The sequence below is a fragment of the Maribacter dokdonensis DSW-8 genome, assembly GCF_001447995.1.
In the GTDB taxonomy this organism is placed as follows: domain Bacteria; phylum Bacteroidota; class Bacteroidia; order Flavobacteriales; family Flavobacteriaceae; genus Maribacter; species Maribacter dokdonensis.
Genome location: NZ_LDPE01000002.1, coordinates 543,983 through 563,040, shown reverse-complemented (window position 1 = coordinate 563,040; position 19,058 = coordinate 543,983). Strand labels below are relative to the sequence as shown.

Annotated in this window: 17 protein-coding genes; all 17 read left to right on the top strand. The window is 35.9% G+C overall.

Annotated features, from left to right (window positions below):
- The first annotated feature begins 53 nt into the window (after positions 1–53).
- The 17 genes from I600_RS12005 to I600_RS11925 all read left to right on the top strand — a co-directional run bounded on the left by I600_RS12005 (position 54) and on the right by I600_RS11925 (position 19,053).
- A complete protein-coding gene (locus I600_RS12005; protein WP_058104770.1) occupies positions 54–1,055 on the top strand; it encodes an AAA family ATPase in 1,002 nt (333 codons plus the stop codon).
- Positions 1,056–1,156: 101 nt separating this feature from the next.
- Positions 1,157–2,023 carry a DUF58 domain-containing protein gene (locus tag I600_RS12000; protein ID WP_058104769.1) on the top strand — a complete coding sequence of 289 codons (867 nt, stop codon included), beginning with the start codon at positions 1,157–1,159 and terminating at the stop codon, positions 2,021–2,023.
- Between the two features lie 5 nt (positions 2,024–2,028).
- Positions 2,029–3,690, top strand: a complete 1,662-nt coding sequence (locus tag I600_RS11995) for a hypothetical protein (protein ID WP_058104768.1) — start codon at positions 2,029–2,031, stop codon at positions 3,688–3,690.
- The gene (locus tag I600_RS11990; protein ID WP_058104767.1) at positions 3,691–4,689 is read left to right on the top strand and encodes a vWA domain-containing protein; all 999 of its coding nucleotides are present in this window, start codon (positions 3,691–3,693) and stop codon (positions 4,687–4,689) included.
- A 1-nt stretch (position 4,690) separates the two neighbouring features.
- Entirely contained in the window at positions 4,691–5,737 is a 1,047-nt protein-coding gene (locus tag I600_RS11985) for a VWA domain-containing protein (protein ID WP_058104766.1), read from the top strand.
- The gene (locus I600_RS11980) at positions 5,718–6,590 is read left to right on the top strand and encodes a tetratricopeptide repeat protein (RefSeq protein WP_058104765.1); all 873 of its coding nucleotides are present in this window, start codon (positions 5,718–5,720) and stop codon (positions 6,588–6,590) included. The genes I600_RS11985 and I600_RS11980 overlap by 20 nt, the downstream gene beginning before the upstream one ends.
- A gap of 59 nt (positions 6,591–6,649) precedes the next feature.
- The gene (locus I600_RS11975; RefSeq protein WP_058104764.1) at positions 6,650–8,374 is read left to right on the top strand and encodes a BatD family protein; all 1,725 of its coding nucleotides are present in this window, start codon (positions 6,650–6,652) and stop codon (positions 8,372–8,374) included.
- Between the two features lie 2 nt (positions 8,375–8,376).
- Positions 8,377–9,138, top strand: a complete 762-nt coding sequence (locus tag I600_RS11970; protein WP_058104763.1) for a tetratricopeptide repeat protein — start codon at positions 8,377–8,379, stop codon at positions 9,136–9,138.
- 59 nt (positions 9,139–9,197) lie between these two features.
- Positions 9,198–9,491: a hypothetical protein gene (locus tag I600_RS11965; RefSeq protein WP_058104762.1), complete on the top strand. Its 294-nt coding sequence runs from the start codon at positions 9,198–9,200 to the stop codon at positions 9,489–9,491.
- A 61-nt stretch (positions 9,492–9,552) separates the two neighbouring features.
- Entirely contained in the window at positions 9,553–11,145 is a 1,593-nt protein-coding gene (locus I600_RS11960; RefSeq protein WP_058104761.1) for a SulP family inorganic anion transporter, read from the top strand.
- A gap of 136 nt (positions 11,146–11,281) precedes the next feature.
- On the top strand, positions 11,282–11,911 hold the full coding sequence (locus tag I600_RS11955; RefSeq protein ID WP_058104760.1) for a carbonic anhydrase family protein: 630 nt from the start codon (positions 11,282–11,284) through the stop codon (positions 11,909–11,911).
- Positions 11,912–12,114: 203 nt separating this feature from the next.
- Positions 12,115–13,134 (top strand): phenylalanine--tRNA ligase subunit alpha, encoded by a 1,020-nt coding sequence (gene pheS, locus I600_RS11950; RefSeq protein WP_058104759.1) that lies wholly within the window; start codon positions 12,115–12,117, stop codon positions 13,132–13,134.
- Between the two features lie 9 nt (positions 13,135–13,143).
- Positions 13,144–13,539 carry a hypothetical protein gene (locus tag I600_RS11945; RefSeq protein WP_058104758.1) on the top strand — a complete coding sequence of 132 codons (396 nt, stop codon included), beginning with the start codon at positions 13,144–13,146 and terminating at the stop codon, positions 13,537–13,539.
- Between the two features lie 48 nt (positions 13,540–13,587).
- Positions 13,588–14,049 carry a hypothetical protein gene (locus I600_RS11940; RefSeq protein WP_058104757.1) on the top strand — a complete coding sequence of 154 codons (462 nt, stop codon included), beginning with the start codon at positions 13,588–13,590 and terminating at the stop codon, positions 14,047–14,049.
- A gap of 165 nt (positions 14,050–14,214) precedes the next feature.
- A complete protein-coding gene (locus tag I600_RS11935; protein WP_245188882.1) occupies positions 14,215–14,700 on the top strand; it encodes a GbsR/MarR family transcriptional regulator in 486 nt (161 codons plus the stop codon).
- Between the two features lie 94 nt (positions 14,701–14,794).
- Complete coding sequence (locus I600_RS11930; RefSeq protein WP_058104755.1) at positions 14,795–15,880, top strand: efflux RND transporter periplasmic adaptor subunit; 1,086 nt, start codon at positions 14,795–14,797, stop codon at positions 15,878–15,880.
- Positions 15,881–15,915: 35 nt separating this feature from the next.
- Positions 15,916–19,053, top strand: coding sequence for an efflux RND transporter permease subunit (locus tag I600_RS11925; protein WP_058104754.1), 3,138 nt, complete (start codon positions 15,916–15,918; stop codon positions 19,051–19,053).
- Positions 19,054–19,058: the final 5 nt, after the last annotated feature.

Here is a 19,058-nt window from a genome sequence, read left to right as displayed (position 1 = left end):
TTGCATAACTGTTAAAATTAGAAGCCTTAACAATCAATAATATAATATTTTAAATGGAAGAAAATACCTCAATTGACATTAGTGCAGTAAATGAGAAAATTGCTCAAGAAAGCGCTTTTATCGATTTATTGATGCTTGAAATGAATAAAGTGATCGTTGGCCAAAAATATATGGTTGAACGATTATTAATTGGACTTTTAGGACAGGGCCACATATTATTGGAAGGTGTTCCGGGGCTAGCAAAAACATTAGCGATCAACACTTTATCAAAAGCTGTTAAAGGTAGTTTTAGCAGAATTCAGTTTACACCCGATCTTTTACCCGCAGATGTTGTTGGTACCTTGATCTATAACATGAAACTGAATGATTTCTCAATAAAGAAAGGACCAATTTTCGCAAACTTTGTTCTTGCAGATGAAATTAACCGTGCTCCTGCCAAAGTACAGTCGGCACTGTTAGAAGCCATGCAAGAAAAGCAGGTGACCATTGGCGATGAAACCTTTGTACTTGACAAACCATTTTTGGTAATGGCAACACAAAACCCTGTAGAGCAAGAAGGTACATACCCATTACCAGAAGCACAAGTGGATCGTTTTATGTTGAAAACGGTTATTGACTATCCAAAAATAAACGAGGAGCAATTGATCATGCGCCAAAATTTAAAGGGCAGCTATGAAACGGTTAATCCTGTTGTTTCCATAGATCAAATACTTAGTGCACAAAAAGCCGTTCGTGAAGTGTATATGGACGAGAAAATAGAAAAGTACATACTTGATCTTGTTTTCGCTACCAGATATCCAGAAAAATACAATTTAGAAAGCTTAAAGCCTTTGATCAGTTTTGGTGCATCTCCTAGGGGTAGTATCAATTTAGGTACTGCTGCCAAATGTTATGCCTTTATAAAAAGAAGGGGCTATGTTGTGCCAGAAGATGTACGTGCCGTAGTACATGATGTATTAAGACATAGAATAGGTATTACCTATGAGGCCGAAGCGGAAAATATTACTTCTGTTGATATCATCAACAAAATTGTAAACGAGATAGAGGTTCCTTAAATACAGTACAACTTATTCAGCATGTGCTTTTTATGCATTGATTTATTTTTGTGCTGAACCAATGATACTTAAAACGGAAACTGTAAACTGTTTACCTTACAATGGATACCAAAGAGCTACTCAAAAAAGTACGTAAAATAGAGATTAAGACAAGACGTCTTTCTGACCATATATTTGGTGGGGAATACCACTCTACCTTTAAGGGTCGTGGTATGACGTTTAGTGAAGTACGGCAGTATCAATTTGGAGATGATGTTAGAAATATAGATTGGAACGTAACCGCTCGTTATAACGAACCCTACATTAAGGTCTTTGAAGAAGAAAGAGAGCTGACCATGATGCTAATGGTAGACATTAGTGGTTCAGAATTATTTGGTACTACCAACCAGTTTAAAAATGAAATTGTGACGGAGATATCTGCCACTTTAGCTTTTAGCGCCTTACAAAACAATGATAAGGTAGGTGTAATATTATTCTCCGATCAAATAGAACTTTTTATTCCGCCCAAAAAAGGTAAAACGCATGTTCTGCGAATCATTAGGGAGTTATTGGAGTTTAAGCCTAAAAGTAATAAAACCAACATTGCCCAAGCGCTGAAATTTTTGAGCAGTGTTATGAAGAAAAAAGCCATTGTTTTTGTGCTTTCTGATTTTATTGATGAAGGATATGAGAAAACTTTAAAGATTACAGGTAGCAAACATGATGTCACGGGTATCCGTATTTATGATGAGCGTGAAGAATCTATTCCCAACTTGGGTATGGTACAAATGGAAGATGCCGAAACGGGCAAATTGCAATTGGTGAATACCAAATCTAAAAAAGTACGCAATGCCTATGCTGAGTTTCACAGAGAGCGTGTTACCTATTTCAAGGAGTCTTTTACAAAATCAGGTTGCGGTGTTTTAGACTGTAGGGTAGATGAAAGTTATGTGAAAAAATTATTGGGCTATTTTAAAAGAAGAGGTTGATACGAATGAGTTATACTAATAGAACAAATAAAATAGGTGTATCGTACTTTTTACGTGTATTACCCGTATTCGTATTTCTATTATGCGGCTCTAAAATGAGCGCTCAAGAAAGTCCACGAATATCCACTGAGATAGATACAACTTTTATAAAAATAGGTGAACAGGTTCAATGGAAGGTTACCGTAGATATAGATTCTACAGACTTTGTAATTTTTCCTGAAGGGCAAACATTTTCGCCATTGGAAACCGTTGAAGCCTTTGCAACGGATACCACTAGAAATAAGGATCGGCTTACGCTCCAAAAAATATACGCATTAACCCAATTTGATTCCGGCGCCTATAAATTACCATCTCAACGTATTGACATCAACGGCACCGGTTTTATGACCGATTCTTCTTTGATCAATGTAGCTACGGTTCCTGTAGATACCCTGAATCAGAAAATGTATGACATAAAACCAATAATCAATGTAGAAAAAAGTAATTATACCTTTTGGAAATACCTACTTATCGGTCTTTTGATCCTTTTGATTTTAGGAGGACTTTTCTACTGGTTCGTCTTACGCAAAAAACCATTGACCGAAGAAGAAAAAGTAGCACTGTTACCACCATACGACAGGGCATTACTTGAACTTAAAAAGTTAGAAAACTCCAAGTATTTAATTCAAGATGAATACAAGCAATATTATTCTGAATTAACCACCATTGTACGTTCATACTTAGAAGAAGATGCCCACGTAACTGCTTTAGAGAGTACCACCGGTCAACTGATCGAAAAGTTAGAACTACTAAAGGATGCTGGCGAATTAAAACTAGATGATGATACTATAAAACAGTTTCAACAAATTTTACAAACGGCAGATTTAGTAAAATTCGCAAAGAACAAACCTTCTACAACTGTTGCTGAACAAGATCGAAAACTGGTTGAGCAAATAGTAGAAAAAACACACGAGGCTTTACCTGAACCTACAGAAGAAGAATTGCTGGAGCAAGCTGAATACCAAGAAGAATTAGAGCGAAAGGCAAAAAAGAAAAAAATACAAATTGCAGTAATATCCGCAGTAGCAGTAATATTGATAGGTATTACCATTGCCGGTGTTAAATTTGGTTTCGGTTATTTAAAAGACACTGTTCTGGGCCACCCAACAAAAGAGCTTTTAGAAGGTGAATGGGTACAAAGTAGCTATGGTTTTCCGCCAATACAATTAGAAACCCCACAAGTACTGGTACGCCAAAAGATAAAATTACCGGCAGAAGCAAAAGCTGCCATAGCGGATATCCAAGCTTTTGAATATAGAAGTCCAATTGCACTTTTTAACATTGGTACAACCAGCATCACTTTAGCACAACAAGATATAGAACCAGAATTTGATAAGACCATTGAACAAATACTATCAAATTTTGAAAGTCAGGGAGCTAAGAACATCATTACCAAACAAGAGGAATTTAGCACTATTAGCGGGGTAAAAGGTGTTAAGGTTTTTGGTAGTGGCAAGTTTCCTATGCCCGAATCGGAAGAATTAATTGATGGCGAATATGCAGTATTACTTTTTGGCGGAAAAGGCTTTCAACAATATGTAATACTCACCTGGTTAGAAGAAGACACATACGCACAAGAAATAGTAGACCGTATTTTAACATCGGTAGAAGTAAAAACAGAAGCATAAATGTTCGATAATATATCATTTGCAAATCCTGATTTCTTTTGGCTGTTCCTATTACTGCCATTGGCAATTGTGTGGTATATCTTTAAACAAAAAGAGCAAACTGCATCACTACGAATTTCTAGTGCCAAAGGATTTAGCCATAACAGTATTTTACCAAAACTTAAACCAGTACTTTTCTTATTAAGATTACTGGCTTTGGGCGCCATTATAGTTGCGCTGGCAAGACCACAGACCGAGGATATTTCTACCAGAACAAAAACTACAAAGGGTATTGATATTGTTATGGCCATAGACGTGTCTTCAAGTATGTTGGCACGCGATCTAAAACCCAATAGATTATCGGCATTAAAGAAAGTTGCCGCAGATTTTATAAAAGAGAGACCAAACGATCGTATAGGTCTTGTTGTATATGCCGGTGAAGGTTACACAAAAACACCTATTACCACAGACAAATCTATAGTGCTCAACGCGCTGTCTGAAATTACTTATGGACAATTGGATGACGGTACTGCCATTGGTATGGGGCTGGCAACCTCTGTAAACCGACTTAAAGAGAGTACGGCAAAAAGTAAAATTATCATTTTATTGACCGATGGTGTAAACAATTCTGGTTTTATAGAGCCGCAGACGGCTGCAGACCTAGCTATTGAATTTGGCATTAAAACGTATACCATCGCTATAGGAACTAACGGAAATGCTTTAACTCCCATACAATACAATCCAGATGGTTCTTTTAGATATGGCATGAGACAAGTAGAAATCGATGAAAATCTTCTAAAAGACATTGCAAGTGCTACGGGTGGTAGATATTTTAGAGCTACGGACAATGAGTCATTGGAAGAAATCTACGATGAGATCAATAAGTTAGAAAAAACCGAAGTAGAGGAATTTAAATATTATCGTTACGAAGAGAAATTTAGATTTTGGGCACTTTTGGCACTAGGGTTGCTTTTGTTAGAATGGATATTAAGAAACACGGTATTTAGAAGCTTTGTATAATATGATACAGTACGACGAAAAAATATATTTCTATTTGCTTATTATCATTCCGGTGATAGTGGTACTGTTCCTTTTGTTATTGGTTTGGAAAAAGAGAACACAGAAAAAATTTGCAAATACCGATCTATTAAAAAGGCTAACGCCCAACCGTTCATACAACAAAGGTGGTATTAAACTTGTGGTATTTATATTGGCCTTGGCTTTATTGATCATTGGTTTGGTCAACCCTAAAATTGGCACAAAACTAGAAACCGTTAAACGTGAAGGTGTAGATATTGTTTTTGCTGTTGATGTCAGTAAAAGTATGCTGGCAGAAGACATTGCCCCCAATCGTTTGGAGAAGGCCAAACGTTTGGTCTCCGAAATTATCAACCAACTGGCAAGCGATAGAATAGGTATAATTGCCTATGCCGGTCAAGCCTACCCGCAACTACCTATTACCACTGATTATGGTGCTGCAAAGATGTTTTTGCAAAGTATGAATACAGATATGCTAACATCACAAGGTACGGCAATTGACCAAGCTATTGAATTGGCCACTACTTACTACGATGATGCCGAACAAACCAACCGGGTTCTATTTATAATTTCTGACGGTGAAGATCACTCAGAAGGATCAACTATAGACGCTGTTGAAGATGCTGCAGATGAAGGAATCATTATTTATACTATTGGTGTTGGTAAAGAAAAGGGAGCTCCTATACCCATTAAAAGAAACGGTATACTAGAAAGCCTGAAGAAAGATAGTCAAGGTGAAACCGTAATTACAAAATTAAACGAGAGTGTTCTAGTAGATATAGCAAGTGAAGGTGACGGACAATATATTGACGGGTCTAACACTGATGCTGCCGTAGAGTTCATAAAAGAAGAATTGTTGAAAATGGATAAAAAAGAATTTGAAGCCAAACAATTCGCAGAATATAAAGATCAGTTTCAATGGTTTATTGGCGGGGCACTATTGCTTCTCTTTTTAGATATTTTTATCTTGGACCGCAAGACAAGCTGGTTAAAGAAACTCAATTTGTTCAATGAGAAAAGAAATGAATAACACAAGCACAATTTTAGTATTACTTCTTGTTTGCTTTTCATCTTTTGCTCAAGAGGTAGACGAGAAGGAAAAAGAAAAAGCTTTAAGGTTATCTACCAATTTAACTTGGGATGGTAACAAGGCTTTATCAGAAGACAATTTTATTGCCGCCGAAGTAGATTACAGAAAAGCGATTTCCAAAAGCCCGGATAATAGCGCCGCACCCTATAATTTAGGTAATGCTTATTATAATAATGAAACGTATAATGAAGCATTTAGCAGGTTTAAGGAAGCTGGTGAGACCTCTACCTCCAAAGCTGACAAACACAAAGCCTACCATAATATGGGCAATGTTTTCATGAAACGTAAAGATTACGCCAAGGCTGTTGAGGCATATAAGGAAGCATTGCGTAACGATCCAACCGATGAGGAAACCCGTTATAACCTAGCTTTGGCAAAAGAGCTTCTTAAAAAAGATCAAGACGAAAATAAACAGAACCAAGACGATAAGGACAAGGACAAAGAGAATCAAGACGAGAATAAAGATCAAGACAAAAAGGACGAAGGAGAAAACGAGGATAAGAAAGATCAAGGTGAAGACGGTGACAAGGGTGATGAAGGGGATCAAGATGAAGAGAAAAAAGATGATAATAGTGAAGGTGACGGGGACAATAAATCTGATCAACAAAAAAAGCCTGAACAAGGTGATGGAGAAAATGAACAGAACCAACAACAACCCAGACCTAACCAACTTTCCAAGCAACAAGTTGAGAACTTATTAAGGGCAATGCAAAATGCAGAGAAAAAGGTTCAAGATAAAATTGATGCCAAGAAAGTAAAAGGTGCTAAAATTAAAAACGAAAAGGATTGGTAGACTTTAAGTCCATAACTAAACTAGGGTTAGTATTAACCGTTTTTCTATCATCTGTTTTGATGATGGCCCAAGGCAATAATGACGTTACTTTTGAAATGAAGTTGAGCAAACCAAAGCTTGGCATCAATGAAAGGTTAAGGGTAGACTTTGTCATGAACCGTGATGGTGATAATTTTAGCCCTCCGGACTTTACTGGTTTCAAAGTTATTATGGGTCCGTCGCAATCTATAAGTTCATCTTGGATCAACGGGGTTAGAAGTTATTCCAAATCATATTCATACACCTTGGCACCTACCGCCAGGGGTAAGTTTACCATAAAACAGGCTACTATTGTTATTGGTGGCGAGACCTATAAATCACTAGCGCAAGATGTTGAGGTTACTGCCGCGGTAGACAAACCAAGCGATCAAATGACCGCTGATGATATTGCCGATGAAAATTTACATTTAGTTGCAGAAGTCTCTAAATCCAACCCATATTTAAACGAAGCTATTACGGTTATTTACAAGTTGTATGTGAGTCCTAATATTAGTGTATCCAACTATCAACCGTTGGACAATCCTACTTACAATAATTTTTGGAGCCAAGACATTAAAGTGAATGCCCTAAGTGCCCAAAATGGTATATATAAGGGAAAACCTTATCGCTATGTCATATTAAAACGTGTAGTATTGTATCCCCAAAAATCCGGTAAACTAGATATAGAACCCTTATCCCTAGATGTTACCGTAGACGTACCCACAGGAAGAAGAGATTTCTTTGGTCAGCGTATGTACGCTCAAACAAATAAAACCGTATCTGCCGGTAATAGGACTATTAATGTGAAACCTTTACCATTAGATAATCAGCCCGCCAATTTTAACGGCGCCGTTGGGGATTTTGATTTTGCCGTAACTACTAGTAAAACAAGTTTAAATGCCTCTGAATCTTTGCAAGCTACCGTAGAAGTTAGTGGAAAAGGAAATCTTAAACTGTTTAAGCTTCCTGAACTTGAACTTCCAAGTGCCTTAGAAGTTTATGAGCCAGAATTTACGGAAGGGGTCAGAACTACATTGGCCGGCATGCAGGGTAAGGTAAGCAACCAATATACCATTGTACCATCATTTAGAGGAAAATACCCAATTCCATCTTTAAACTTTAGCTATTTTAATCCATCAACAGGTAAATATGCCACACTTACCTCAGATGAAATAGTAATCAATGTTTTAGAAGGACCTCTAAGCGCATCTTTCAATGCTTCTGCTTCTACCAATAATCAAAAACAATCGGTTGTCGCCAGTGGAAATCAATTCAATTTTATCAAGTTGAACCCTAATTTATCCGGAAAAGGTTATTCCTATTTTTTTGGTTCCACCTCATTTTACCTTTGGTTGTTATGCCCATTATTATTAATCCCTATTGCAATAGTATTTAGAAAGAAGAGAGATGCAATGGCCGGCGATATTGTAGGTAATAAAATAAGAAAGGCAAACAAATTGGCACGTAAATATTTATCTGCGGCCAGAAAAGAATTGGGTAACAAAGACTCCTTTTATATTGCCTTAGAAAGAGCTCTTCATAATTACCTGAAAGCCAAGTTAAAAATTGAGACCTCAGAGTTCAGTAAAGATAAAATTACCGAATTACTCACTGAAAAAAATATAGACCCTACCACTGTTGATAGTTTTATAGCATTACTTAAAAACTGCGAAGCTGCTAGGTACAGCCCTTTTTCAAATGTACAGATGCAGGCAGATTATGATAAAGCGAGCGAAGTAATTTCTATAATGGATAAACAATTATAAACATGTTCAAAAAGCTAGTTACTCTTATTGGCCTATTTATGGTTCTACTGTGTACCGCTCAGAACGATCAATTGTTTGAGCAGGCTACCGATGCATATAATGCGGGAGATTATGGGAAAGCGGTAAGTTTTTATAACAATATCCTGGATAATGGTAAGCATTCATCTGCCCTGTATTATAACCTGGGCAATGCTTATTACAAACAAAATAAGATTGCAGAAAGTATCTATTTCTATGAAAAAGCCCTGCTACTATCGCCAAATGATCAAGAAATAAAAACCAATCTTAGCTATGCTCAAAATATGACCATAGACGCTATTGATACCATGCCCGAGACTGGTTTGGCTAGACTTTATAAAAACGTTACCGGTAAACTAACCTTTGACCAATGGGCATATTTGGGAATAACCTTCATGATCCTTTTTGTACTACTTTATATTTTATTTTATTATTCCAACTATTCAACTAGAAAAAGATTTACGTTTATTGGTAGTTTACTCGCACTGTTTTTCTGTATAATTTCGGTATTGTTTGCTTACGTGCAAAGAGCTGATTTTGACAAAGACCAACCAGCAATTGTTTTTGCAGAAGAGAGTACCGTTAAAGCGGAACCCAATACCACCAGCGCTGAAGTTTTTGTAATACATGCCGGTACAAAGGTGAATGTTCTAGACCAATTGGAAGACTGGAAAAAAATTAAACTAACGGACGGTAAAACGGGTTGGTTACCGCAAGATGATATAAGATTGTTAAAGGATTTTTAGTACCTTGTTAACAGTTTATACCCGTTTGGGTACTATCTTTACCTTTCTTATTTTAGTATATGCAATTAATCGCACGTTTAACTCTTTTAATATTTTGGCTTTTTGCAATTACTGCACCAAGCATTATTACCCTGTGCGATGTTGAAAACCCTATTGTTATTACCAATTTAAACGAAGAAGAGCAAGAATCCGGTAAAAAATCCTTAGGGGAAGAAAAATTTGTAAATGAAAATTTTATTGATTTTTCATTCATTTCAATTTATGAAAATTCCGTAATTGGAAACAACAATAAAATAGGATATCTAGATTTATATTTAGAAGTCTTTTCTCCCCCGCCAGATTATATTAGTTAATTGTACCGTTTTCAATATTTTAACTAATCTGCCCTTAGTTTAGGGCAAAATTTTGTATTTCATGTTCAAACATATTAAAAGTGATATTCCAGCGAGTATCGTTGTATTTTTCGTTGCGCTACCTTTATGTTTAGGTATTGCATTAGCTAGTGGAGCTCCCTTGTTTTCAGGTTTAATTGCCGGTATAATTGGAGGTGTCGTAGTCGGCGGACTTAGTGGCTCTAAAATTGGTGTTAGTGGTCCAGCTGCCGGATTGGCGGCAATAGTACTTACTGCCATTGGTACTTTGGGCGGTTATCAAAATTTCTTGGTTGCCGTGGTTTTAGGTGGAATTATCCAATTAATTTTCGGTGTTTTAAAAGCAGGTGTTATTGGTTATTATTTTCCGTCTTCTGTTATTAAAGGTATGCTTACCGGTATAGGTATCATTATTATATTAAAACAGATTCCTCACTTTTTTGGATATGACGCCGACCCAGAAGGTGATTGGGCATTTTTTCAAGTTGATGGAGAGAACACCTTTTCAGAAATTCTAAATACCATCAACAATATAAGTCCGGGTGCAACCCTTATTGCAATTATAGGACTATCTATTTTGTTACTATGGGATAAGGTGCTGTCTAAAAAAGGAAAAATCTTCCAATTGGTACAAGGTCCTTTGGTAGCGGTTGCCGTTGGTATTATATTTTATATCGTCACCCAAGATAGTGAAGTACTTGGTATATCTAAAGATCATTTGGTGAGTGTTCCAGTTCCTGAAGATGCAGCATCATTTATTGGTCAGTTCAGTTTTCCAAACTTTAGTGCCATAACCAATCCTCAGGTATGGGTAACAGGATTTACCATTGCCTTGGTAGCAAGTTTAGAAACATTACTGTGTGTTGAGGCTACGGATAAGTTAGATCCACATAAAAATGTTACTCCAACAAACAGAGAATTATTAGCACAAGGTACCGGTAACATCATATCTGGATTGATCGGTGGTTTGCCTATTACACAGGTAATTGTTCGTAGTTCCGCGAACATTCAATCTGGTGGTAGAACCAAGTTATCGGCTATCATACATGGATTCTTGCTGTTGATTTCGGTGATTTTAATACCAACTTTGTTGAATATGATTCCGCTATCGGTTTTAGCTGCAATTTTATTTATTGTAGGTTTTAAACTAGCAAAACCATCGTTATTCATGAAAATGTACAAACTTGGCTGGAAACAATCTATTCCATTTTTTGTAACCGTATTAGGCATCGTATTTACGGATTTACTGATAGGTATTAGTTTAGGTCTTGCTGTTGGTATTATCGTTATTCTTTTAAAAAATTACCAAAACTCTCATTTTTTGCATATTGAAGATAATAGTGATGGTAAAAACAAAATAAAAATGACTTTAGCAGAAGAAGTGACTTTTATTAACAAAGGAGCTATTTTAAAAGAACTTGACAGTTTACCAGAAGGCACCTACCTAGAATTGGATGTTATGAAAACTAGATATTTAGATTATGATATCATTGAAATTTTAGAGGATTTTAGCCTAAAGGCAAAGGAGAGAAATATTGATATTAAGTTAATTTCCAAAAGAGGTGTGGTTGAAAACCCTCCTAGCTATATTGAGTTTTTTAAGCAAAAACCAAAATCTAATTTAAGCTTAAGTTAAACAGTACCTTTAACACACAATAAAAAATAATGTCCATATGACTTACCCAAACTTTATAAACGCTTAAGTTTATAACGCTATTATAGCAGTAGTATTAGGAAAAAATTACTGGACAAATTAAAATATTAAAAACATTATGAAAGCACATACTAAAGAAACACAGGCTACAATGACTCCTGAAAAGTCATTAACTTTTTTAAAGGAAGGCAATGAAAGATTTCAAAACAACCTTAAAGCAAACAGAAATCTGTTAGAGCAGGTAAATGATACTAGTGAAGGACAATTTCCATTTGCAACCATATTAAGTTGTATTGACTCTAGAGTTTCTGCAGAACTGGTTTTCGACCAAGGACTTGGCGATATATTCAGTGTTAGAATTGCAGGTAATTTTGTAAACGAAGATATTCTTGGTAGCATGGAATTCGGTTGCAAATTAGCCGGAACCAAATTAATTGTTGTTCTAGGACATACCAGTTGTGGTGCCATCAAGGGAGCTTGTGATCACGCAAGGCTAGGAAACCTAACGGCATTGATCAATAAAATTGAACCAGCTGTAGAAGCCGTAACTGAACCAGCAGATGAAAGCATTAGAAATTCAAAAAATTTAGAATTTGTAGATAAAGTAGCAGCTAAAAACGTGGAGTTAACTATAGAGAATATAAGAAAACAAAGCCCGGTACTTGCAGAAATGGAAGAAAACGGAGAAATTAAGATTGTAGGTGCTATGTATGATATTGCTTCTGGAGCTGTAGAATTTTATGCATAACCGCAAATACATTTTAACAAAGTATTTAAAAAAACCGATGTACATACATCGGTTTTTTTATTAATGAATGTTCTATCTACATTTTTAATATAAAGGTATTTGTATCATTTTAATTCTATAAACTCTACTTAACCTATATAAACCGCCAAAAACATATTAAACCTCTTGTAAAAGTTTTAAATTTGCGGCTTTAATCAACATTTATGATTGATAATATAAAGAAAGAAATTGCCACAGTAGCTTCGTTCACAGCAGATAATATTGACGCTGTTGAGACATTTAGAATTAAATACCTTGGTAAAAAGGGTATTCTTAATGACTTTTTTGCTGAATTTAAAAATGTACCCAATGAACAAAAAAAGGAATTTGGGCAAACCATTAACGAACTTAAGCAAGCTGCAACCGCAAAAGTTGAGGAATTAAAAGAGGCTTTAGAGAATTCAAAAACAGATGAGCAGTTATATGGTGATTTGACTAGACCAGGCAATCCTATTGAATTAGGATCGCGCCATCCAATATCTATTGTAAAGAATAGAATCATTGATATTTTCTCAAGAATAGGTTTTAATGTTTCAGAAGGTCCTGAAATTGAAGATGATTGGCATAATTTCACCGCATTGAACTTACCGGAATATCATCCGGCAAGAGATATGCAAGATACATTCTTTGTACAAACTGATCCAGATATACTATTGCGTACCCATACCTCATCGGTTCAAGTACGTTATATGGAAAATAATAAGCCGCCTATACGAACTATTTCTCCTGGAAGAGTATATAGAAACGAAGCCATTTCGGCTAGATCACATTGCTTCTTTCATCAAGTTGAAGGCTTATATATAGATAAAGATGTCTCTTTTGCGGATCTAAAACAGACACTTCAATATTTTACCTCTGAACTTTTTGGGAAATCTAAAATTAGACTAAGACCTTCATATTTTCCATTTACTGAACCTAGTGCAGAAGTAGATGTTTATTGGGGATTAGAATCAGAGGCAGACTATAGAATAACCAAAGGTACAGGTTGGTTAGAAATTGGTGGCTGTGGTATGGTTGATCCAAATGTATTGACCAACTGTAAAATTGACCCCAATGAATATTCTGGCTTCGCCTTTGGCGTAGGTATAGATCGTATTGCTATGCTTTTACATCAAATTACCGACATTCGTTTATTAAGTGAAAATGATGTTAGATTTTTAGAACAATTTAAAAGCGCCCTGTAAAACCATTACGTGAAAAAAGATATTGAAATACCGGTTGCCAAAGATGTCCATGTTGCCATGATCCGTGAATGGAACAAAGAGTTTTTGGATAAAGATTGGAATGCCTATATCATTAACGATCGCACCACACCTATTGAGATGACCATGGTCGTTTCAAAAGGATATGATAAAGATCGCAAATCTTCAACTATGAGACATGGCATTGGTGATATGCAACCAAAGTCTTTTAGAAAAATCGAAGTTGTTCAAGAAGATGTTCTAGGTTTGAACAATGAATTTTTTGTCACATTTTATGCCGATAATAAATTGTACGAAAAACGTTTTGTGTTTGAAAAGAATACCGTGACAGAAAATAACTTGGTTAATATTCAATTAATCAATAAAGAGGGCATTTTGGCTAAGTAAGATTTTAAAAGCAACCTATGCGTCATGCGGCTATCTAGTAAATAAAACATGAAACTTAAAATTGTAATCTTATTATTCATCATTATTTTAAACAATGCCTGTGATGTTTCTCAGGAGGGAACAGATTGTGCTTTAGTTGATTGTGCAGTTGGACAATTATTTTCTGTTGAGTTGATCGATAATGACGGTAATAATTTGATAACGAACAACACCTACGCGATTTCAGAAATATCAATAACCACTAATGAATCTAAAATAGATTTAATACCCTTTAACTCTAACGATTTTCTAAATTTTATAGTTGAAGATAAAAGTGGAGAAAGCATTTATACCATACGATTTTCAGAATCTGAAATTGATACGTTAAATCTCAATTTGGTTGAATTGAACCAAACTTCCGTTTGCTGCGGTCCCTACTATGCAGTTCAAAGTGCTACTTATAATGGTGCCGATCATGAGATCCTGCCTAACGAGAATGATGATTTTTTTAAAATTACTGTAGTCAAGTAACAATGGTAAATACTGTAGCATACTACTATTAAAAGCCTACACAACAGATAGTTATTTAAATTATATTCTACCAAATACCGCACAAAATATAATTTTAACACTTTTTAAGTTCTTTTGGTTTGTTTGATACCGAACTAATCATACCTTTGTGCTTTCAAATTAAGAATGATGAACAAAGAACAAAGAAAGCAAGTGTTAATAGAGGAGTTAGGAGTATACTTTGAAACAGAGTATGATCTACCACCTCTTGCTGCCAGAATATTTGCCAATCTTGTGGTAACCGATGAAGATGGATTAACGTTTGATGATTGCCTTGAAAAAAGAGGTGCTAGTAAAAGTTCTATTTCCACATCTTTAAACCTTTTACAACAAATTGGTTTTATCAACTATTTCACTAAATCTGGTGATCGTAAACGTTATTTTAAAGTTTCAGAAAAGGATGCATTCTTTAGTAACAAATTAAAACAATCATTAAAAAAATTAGAAACTGAATGCAAAATGATTGATAAAGTCGCTGAATATAATAAAGAGCACAACATTACAAAATATGAGGAAAACAAAGAGAAAAAAGAAATCTACCTTAACTGTTTAGAAGAAACTAGAAAGATTTTTAAACAAACTATTAATAATCTTAAAAAATTAGATGACTAATTTTTTTATTTAATTAGTTCGTTTATTACCGAACTTACAGAATTAACAAAACCTTAACACGCAAAAACAATCATACAAACAACAACTATCTATCATGAAAAAATTATCGATTATAGGAATATTAAGTTCTGCTCTACTATTGAGCTCTTGCTTTGGCTCATCTGAGCAACCGGCACAAGGTGCTACGGCACCACCGCCACCTAGTTTAAAAGTAGCGTCTCTAAGCCCCGAAACTATAACCGTTTACAACGAATTTTCAACCACCTTAGAAGGAAAGCAAAATGTTGAAATATGGCCAAAAGTATCAGGATTTGTACAAGAAGTTTATGTTGAAGAAGGGCAGAAAATAAAGAAAGGACAATTACTTTTTAAATTAGAAACCCAAACCTTAAATCAAGATGCAAATGCTGCTAAGGCTTCTGTTAACGTAGCACAAGTAGAAGTAAATAAATTGAAGCCTCTTGTTGAAAAGAACATTATCAGTGAAGTTCAATTAGAAACGGCAAAAGCCCAATTGGCTCAAGCAAAAGCCAACTATGAAAGTGTAGCTTCTAATATTGGCTATTCTAGAATAACTAGTCCTGTTGACGGTTATATTGGTGAAATTCCATTTAAAGTAGGCGCATTGGTCAGCTCTAATATGACCCAGCCTTTGACTACAGTTTCTGATATTAGTGAGGTACGTGCATACTTTTCCTTAAATGAAAAAGAGCTTTTGAAGCTTAAGGAGTCTATGCCAAAAAATGAGAAGAACCAAATGGACCTTAGCCAAGCTCCTAAAGTATCTTTAATTATGATCAACGGCGAAGAATATCCCGAAGAAGGAAAAATTGCAATGATCAATAACATTATTAATAGTTCAACGGGCAGTGTTACCGCTAGAGCGGATTTTGACAATAAAAACAACATGCTAAGCAGTGGTAGTACCGGTAAAATTAAATTACCCACAGTTTATGAAAATGCATTTGAAATACCACAATCTGCTACCATAGATTTACAGGGTAAAAAACTAGTTTACATTCTTGAGGATGATAACACAGTAACCACACAACCGTTGAATATTATTGCAAATACGCAACATGGTTTTATCATTAAAAACGGATTGGAACCAGGAACACAAATTGTTCTTGAAGGTGTTACAAAAATTAAAGACGGTATGACCATTTCTCCGGTTAAATAAACATCCGCTATTTCATAATACATAAATAAAGAACAATGTTTCAAAAATTTATTGATCGGCCCGTATTATCTACGGTTATATCGATTATTATAGTAATTCTAGGTGTCTTAGGTTTAAGTACCTTACCTATTGAGGAATATCCAGAAATTGCACCGCCAACAGTACAGGTAACTAGTACTTACACGGGTGCCAACGCAGAGACCGTACTAAAAAGTGTAGTAGTACCATTAGAAGAACAGATAAACGGTGTGGAAGACATGCTGTATATGACATCTAATGCCAGTAACGATGGTAGTGCCACCATAAATGTCTACTTTAAATTAGGAACCGATCCAGATATTGCGGCGGTTAACGTTCAAAATAGAGTAGCTAGGGCAAATAGTGTATTACCGCAAGCTGTAATACAAACAGGTGTAATTACACAAAAGTCACAAACAAGTGCACTACTGTTCTTTTCATTATTCTCAGAAAATGATAATTATGATGCTACGTTCGTAGAAAACTATGCTCGTATTAACCTAGTACCTAAGCTTCAACGTATAGAAGGTGTGGGTAACGTAACGGTTTTTGGTGCCAAAGATTATTCTATGCGTATTTGGCTAGACCCAGCTAAGATGGCCGCCTATAAGCTTATGCCTTCTGATATTCAAGCAGCCTTAAACGAACAAAACCTTGAAGCAGCAACTGGTAAAATCGGTGAAAATGCAGATGGTGTTTATGAATATGTTCTTAAATATAAAGGTAGACTTTCTGAAGAAGCAGAATATGAGGACATCATTATTAGAGCTCAAGAAAACGGACAGTTTTTACGCTTAAAAGATGTTGCAGAGGTAGAATTAGGAGCATTTAATTACGGTACCAAAAATGAAGGTATGGGTAACCCTGGAACAGCAGTTGGGGTTTTTCAAACTTCCGGGTCAAATGCAAACGAAATTATTGACCAAATACAGTCTATATTACAAGAGAGTCAACCAGATTTTCCTGACGGATTAGATTATGTAATTCCATATAACACAAAAGACTTCTTAAGTGCCTCAATAGAGCACGTAGTACAAACCTTAATTGAAGCTTTTTTACTTGTATTCTTGGTTGTATTCCTGTTCTTACAGGATTTCAGATCCACCTTAATTCCTGCAATTGCAGTACCTGTGGCCATTATAGGAACATTCTTCTTCCTATCCCTATTTGGTTATTCTATTAACATGTTGACCTTGTTCGCTATGATTTTGGCTATTGGTATTGTTGTAGATGATGCCATTGTAGTTGTAGAGGCGGTTCACGCTAAAATGGAGGAAGGTGCCACCAATGCAAAAACGGCAACGAAATCTGCGATGTCCGAAATATCCGGTGCCATTATTTCCATTACTTTGGTAATGTCAGCAGTATTTATTCCGGTATCATTCATTAGTGGTTCTTCTGGGGTATTCTACCAACAATTTGGTATTACATTGGCCATCGCCATATTAATTTCAGCAGTTAACGCTTTGACTTTGAGTCCGGCATTAGCAGCACTGTTCTTAAAACCACACAATCCATCAGAAGAACATAAAAAAGGATTGAAGCAACGTTTCTTTACAGCCTTTAACACCGGTTTTGACACTATAACCGACAAATATGTAGGATCCGTAAAAGTATTTGCCAAAAATAAATGGCTTACCATTGGTAGTTTAGTAGTATTCACGGTATTAACCATTTTCATGTTTAGGACCACACCTACCGGGTTTATACCAAATGAGGATAAAGGAATCATTTTTGCCGATGTTACTATGCCTCCTGGTACTACATTGGAAGAAACACAAAAAACCGTTAAGCAATTAGATTCTATTTATGAATCAATGGATATTGTTAAAGCAAGAATGAACATTACTGGCTTTAGTATATTAAACAGTGTTAACGGGGGTTCTTACGGCTTCTCTGTAATTCGTTTACAAGATTGGGAAGAAAGAACAGAACCTTCACAAACAGTAGAGGCTACCATTGGCCAGCTTTTTGCTAAAACGGCAGGGTTAAAAAATGCCCGTATCTTTTTCTTTACACCTCCAGCGGTTAGAGGTTTTGGTAACTCGGCCGGTTTTGAGCTGAATCTACAGAATAAAGATGCAGAAGATTGGCAGTCTATTGGTCAAACGACCAATGAGTTTTTGGCAGCTTTAAATGCACGTCCGGAAGTTCAATATGCTATTACTTCCTTTAACCCTAATTTCCCACAATATGAGCTGCAAGTAGATATTGAAAAAACCAAGTCTGCAGGTTTAGCAGTAACTGATGTATTCAATGCTATGCAAGGATATTATGGAGGACTGTATACTACCGACTTTAATAAGTTTGGTAAGCAATATCGTGTCATGATACAGGCGAAACCCGAAGATAGGGCGAATGAGGAGTCACTGAACCACATCTTTGTGACCAATGCCAACGGAGAATCTGTTGCGGTGTCTCAATTTGTATCGCTACAAAAAATATATGGTCCTGAAATTGTTAGTAGATTCAACTTACTGAATTCTGTAAAGATTAACGGTGCCATGAACCCAGGTTATAGTACCGGTGATGCCATTACCGCTATAGAAGAAGTGTCTGCTCAGGTATTACCCAATAATTACACCTATGAGTACTCCGGACTTACCAAAGAAGAGAATAGCGCTGGTAGTCAAACCATCATCATATTTATATTGAGTTTGGTATTCGTGTATTTCTTGTTAAGTGCACAGTATGAATCTTATATACTGCCATTCTCCATTTTATTATCGCTTCCGGTAGGTATTGCAGGTGCCATTGGGTTTGTTAGCCTGTTTGGTCTAGAAAACAATATTTATTTTCAAATTGCATTAATCATGTTAATTGGTCTGCTATCTAAAAATGCCATTCTAATAGTTGAGTTTGCGCTTCAGCGTAGAAAGCACGGCATGTCAATAATGGAATCTGCCATTGATGGTGCAAAAGCAAGGCTTAGACCAATTTTAATGACATCCTTTGCTTTTATCCTTGGTCTTTTACCATTGGCACTATCCAGTGGAATAGGCGCAGTAGGTAACAGGTCTATCGGTATGAGTGCCGTTGGCGGTATGTTGATCGGTACCATTTTCGGTGTATTCGTAATACCGGCACTATACGTCATTTTCCAATCTATTCAAGAAAGATTTACCGGTGCTCCAAAAGAAGCCATAGAAAAATAAAGAAC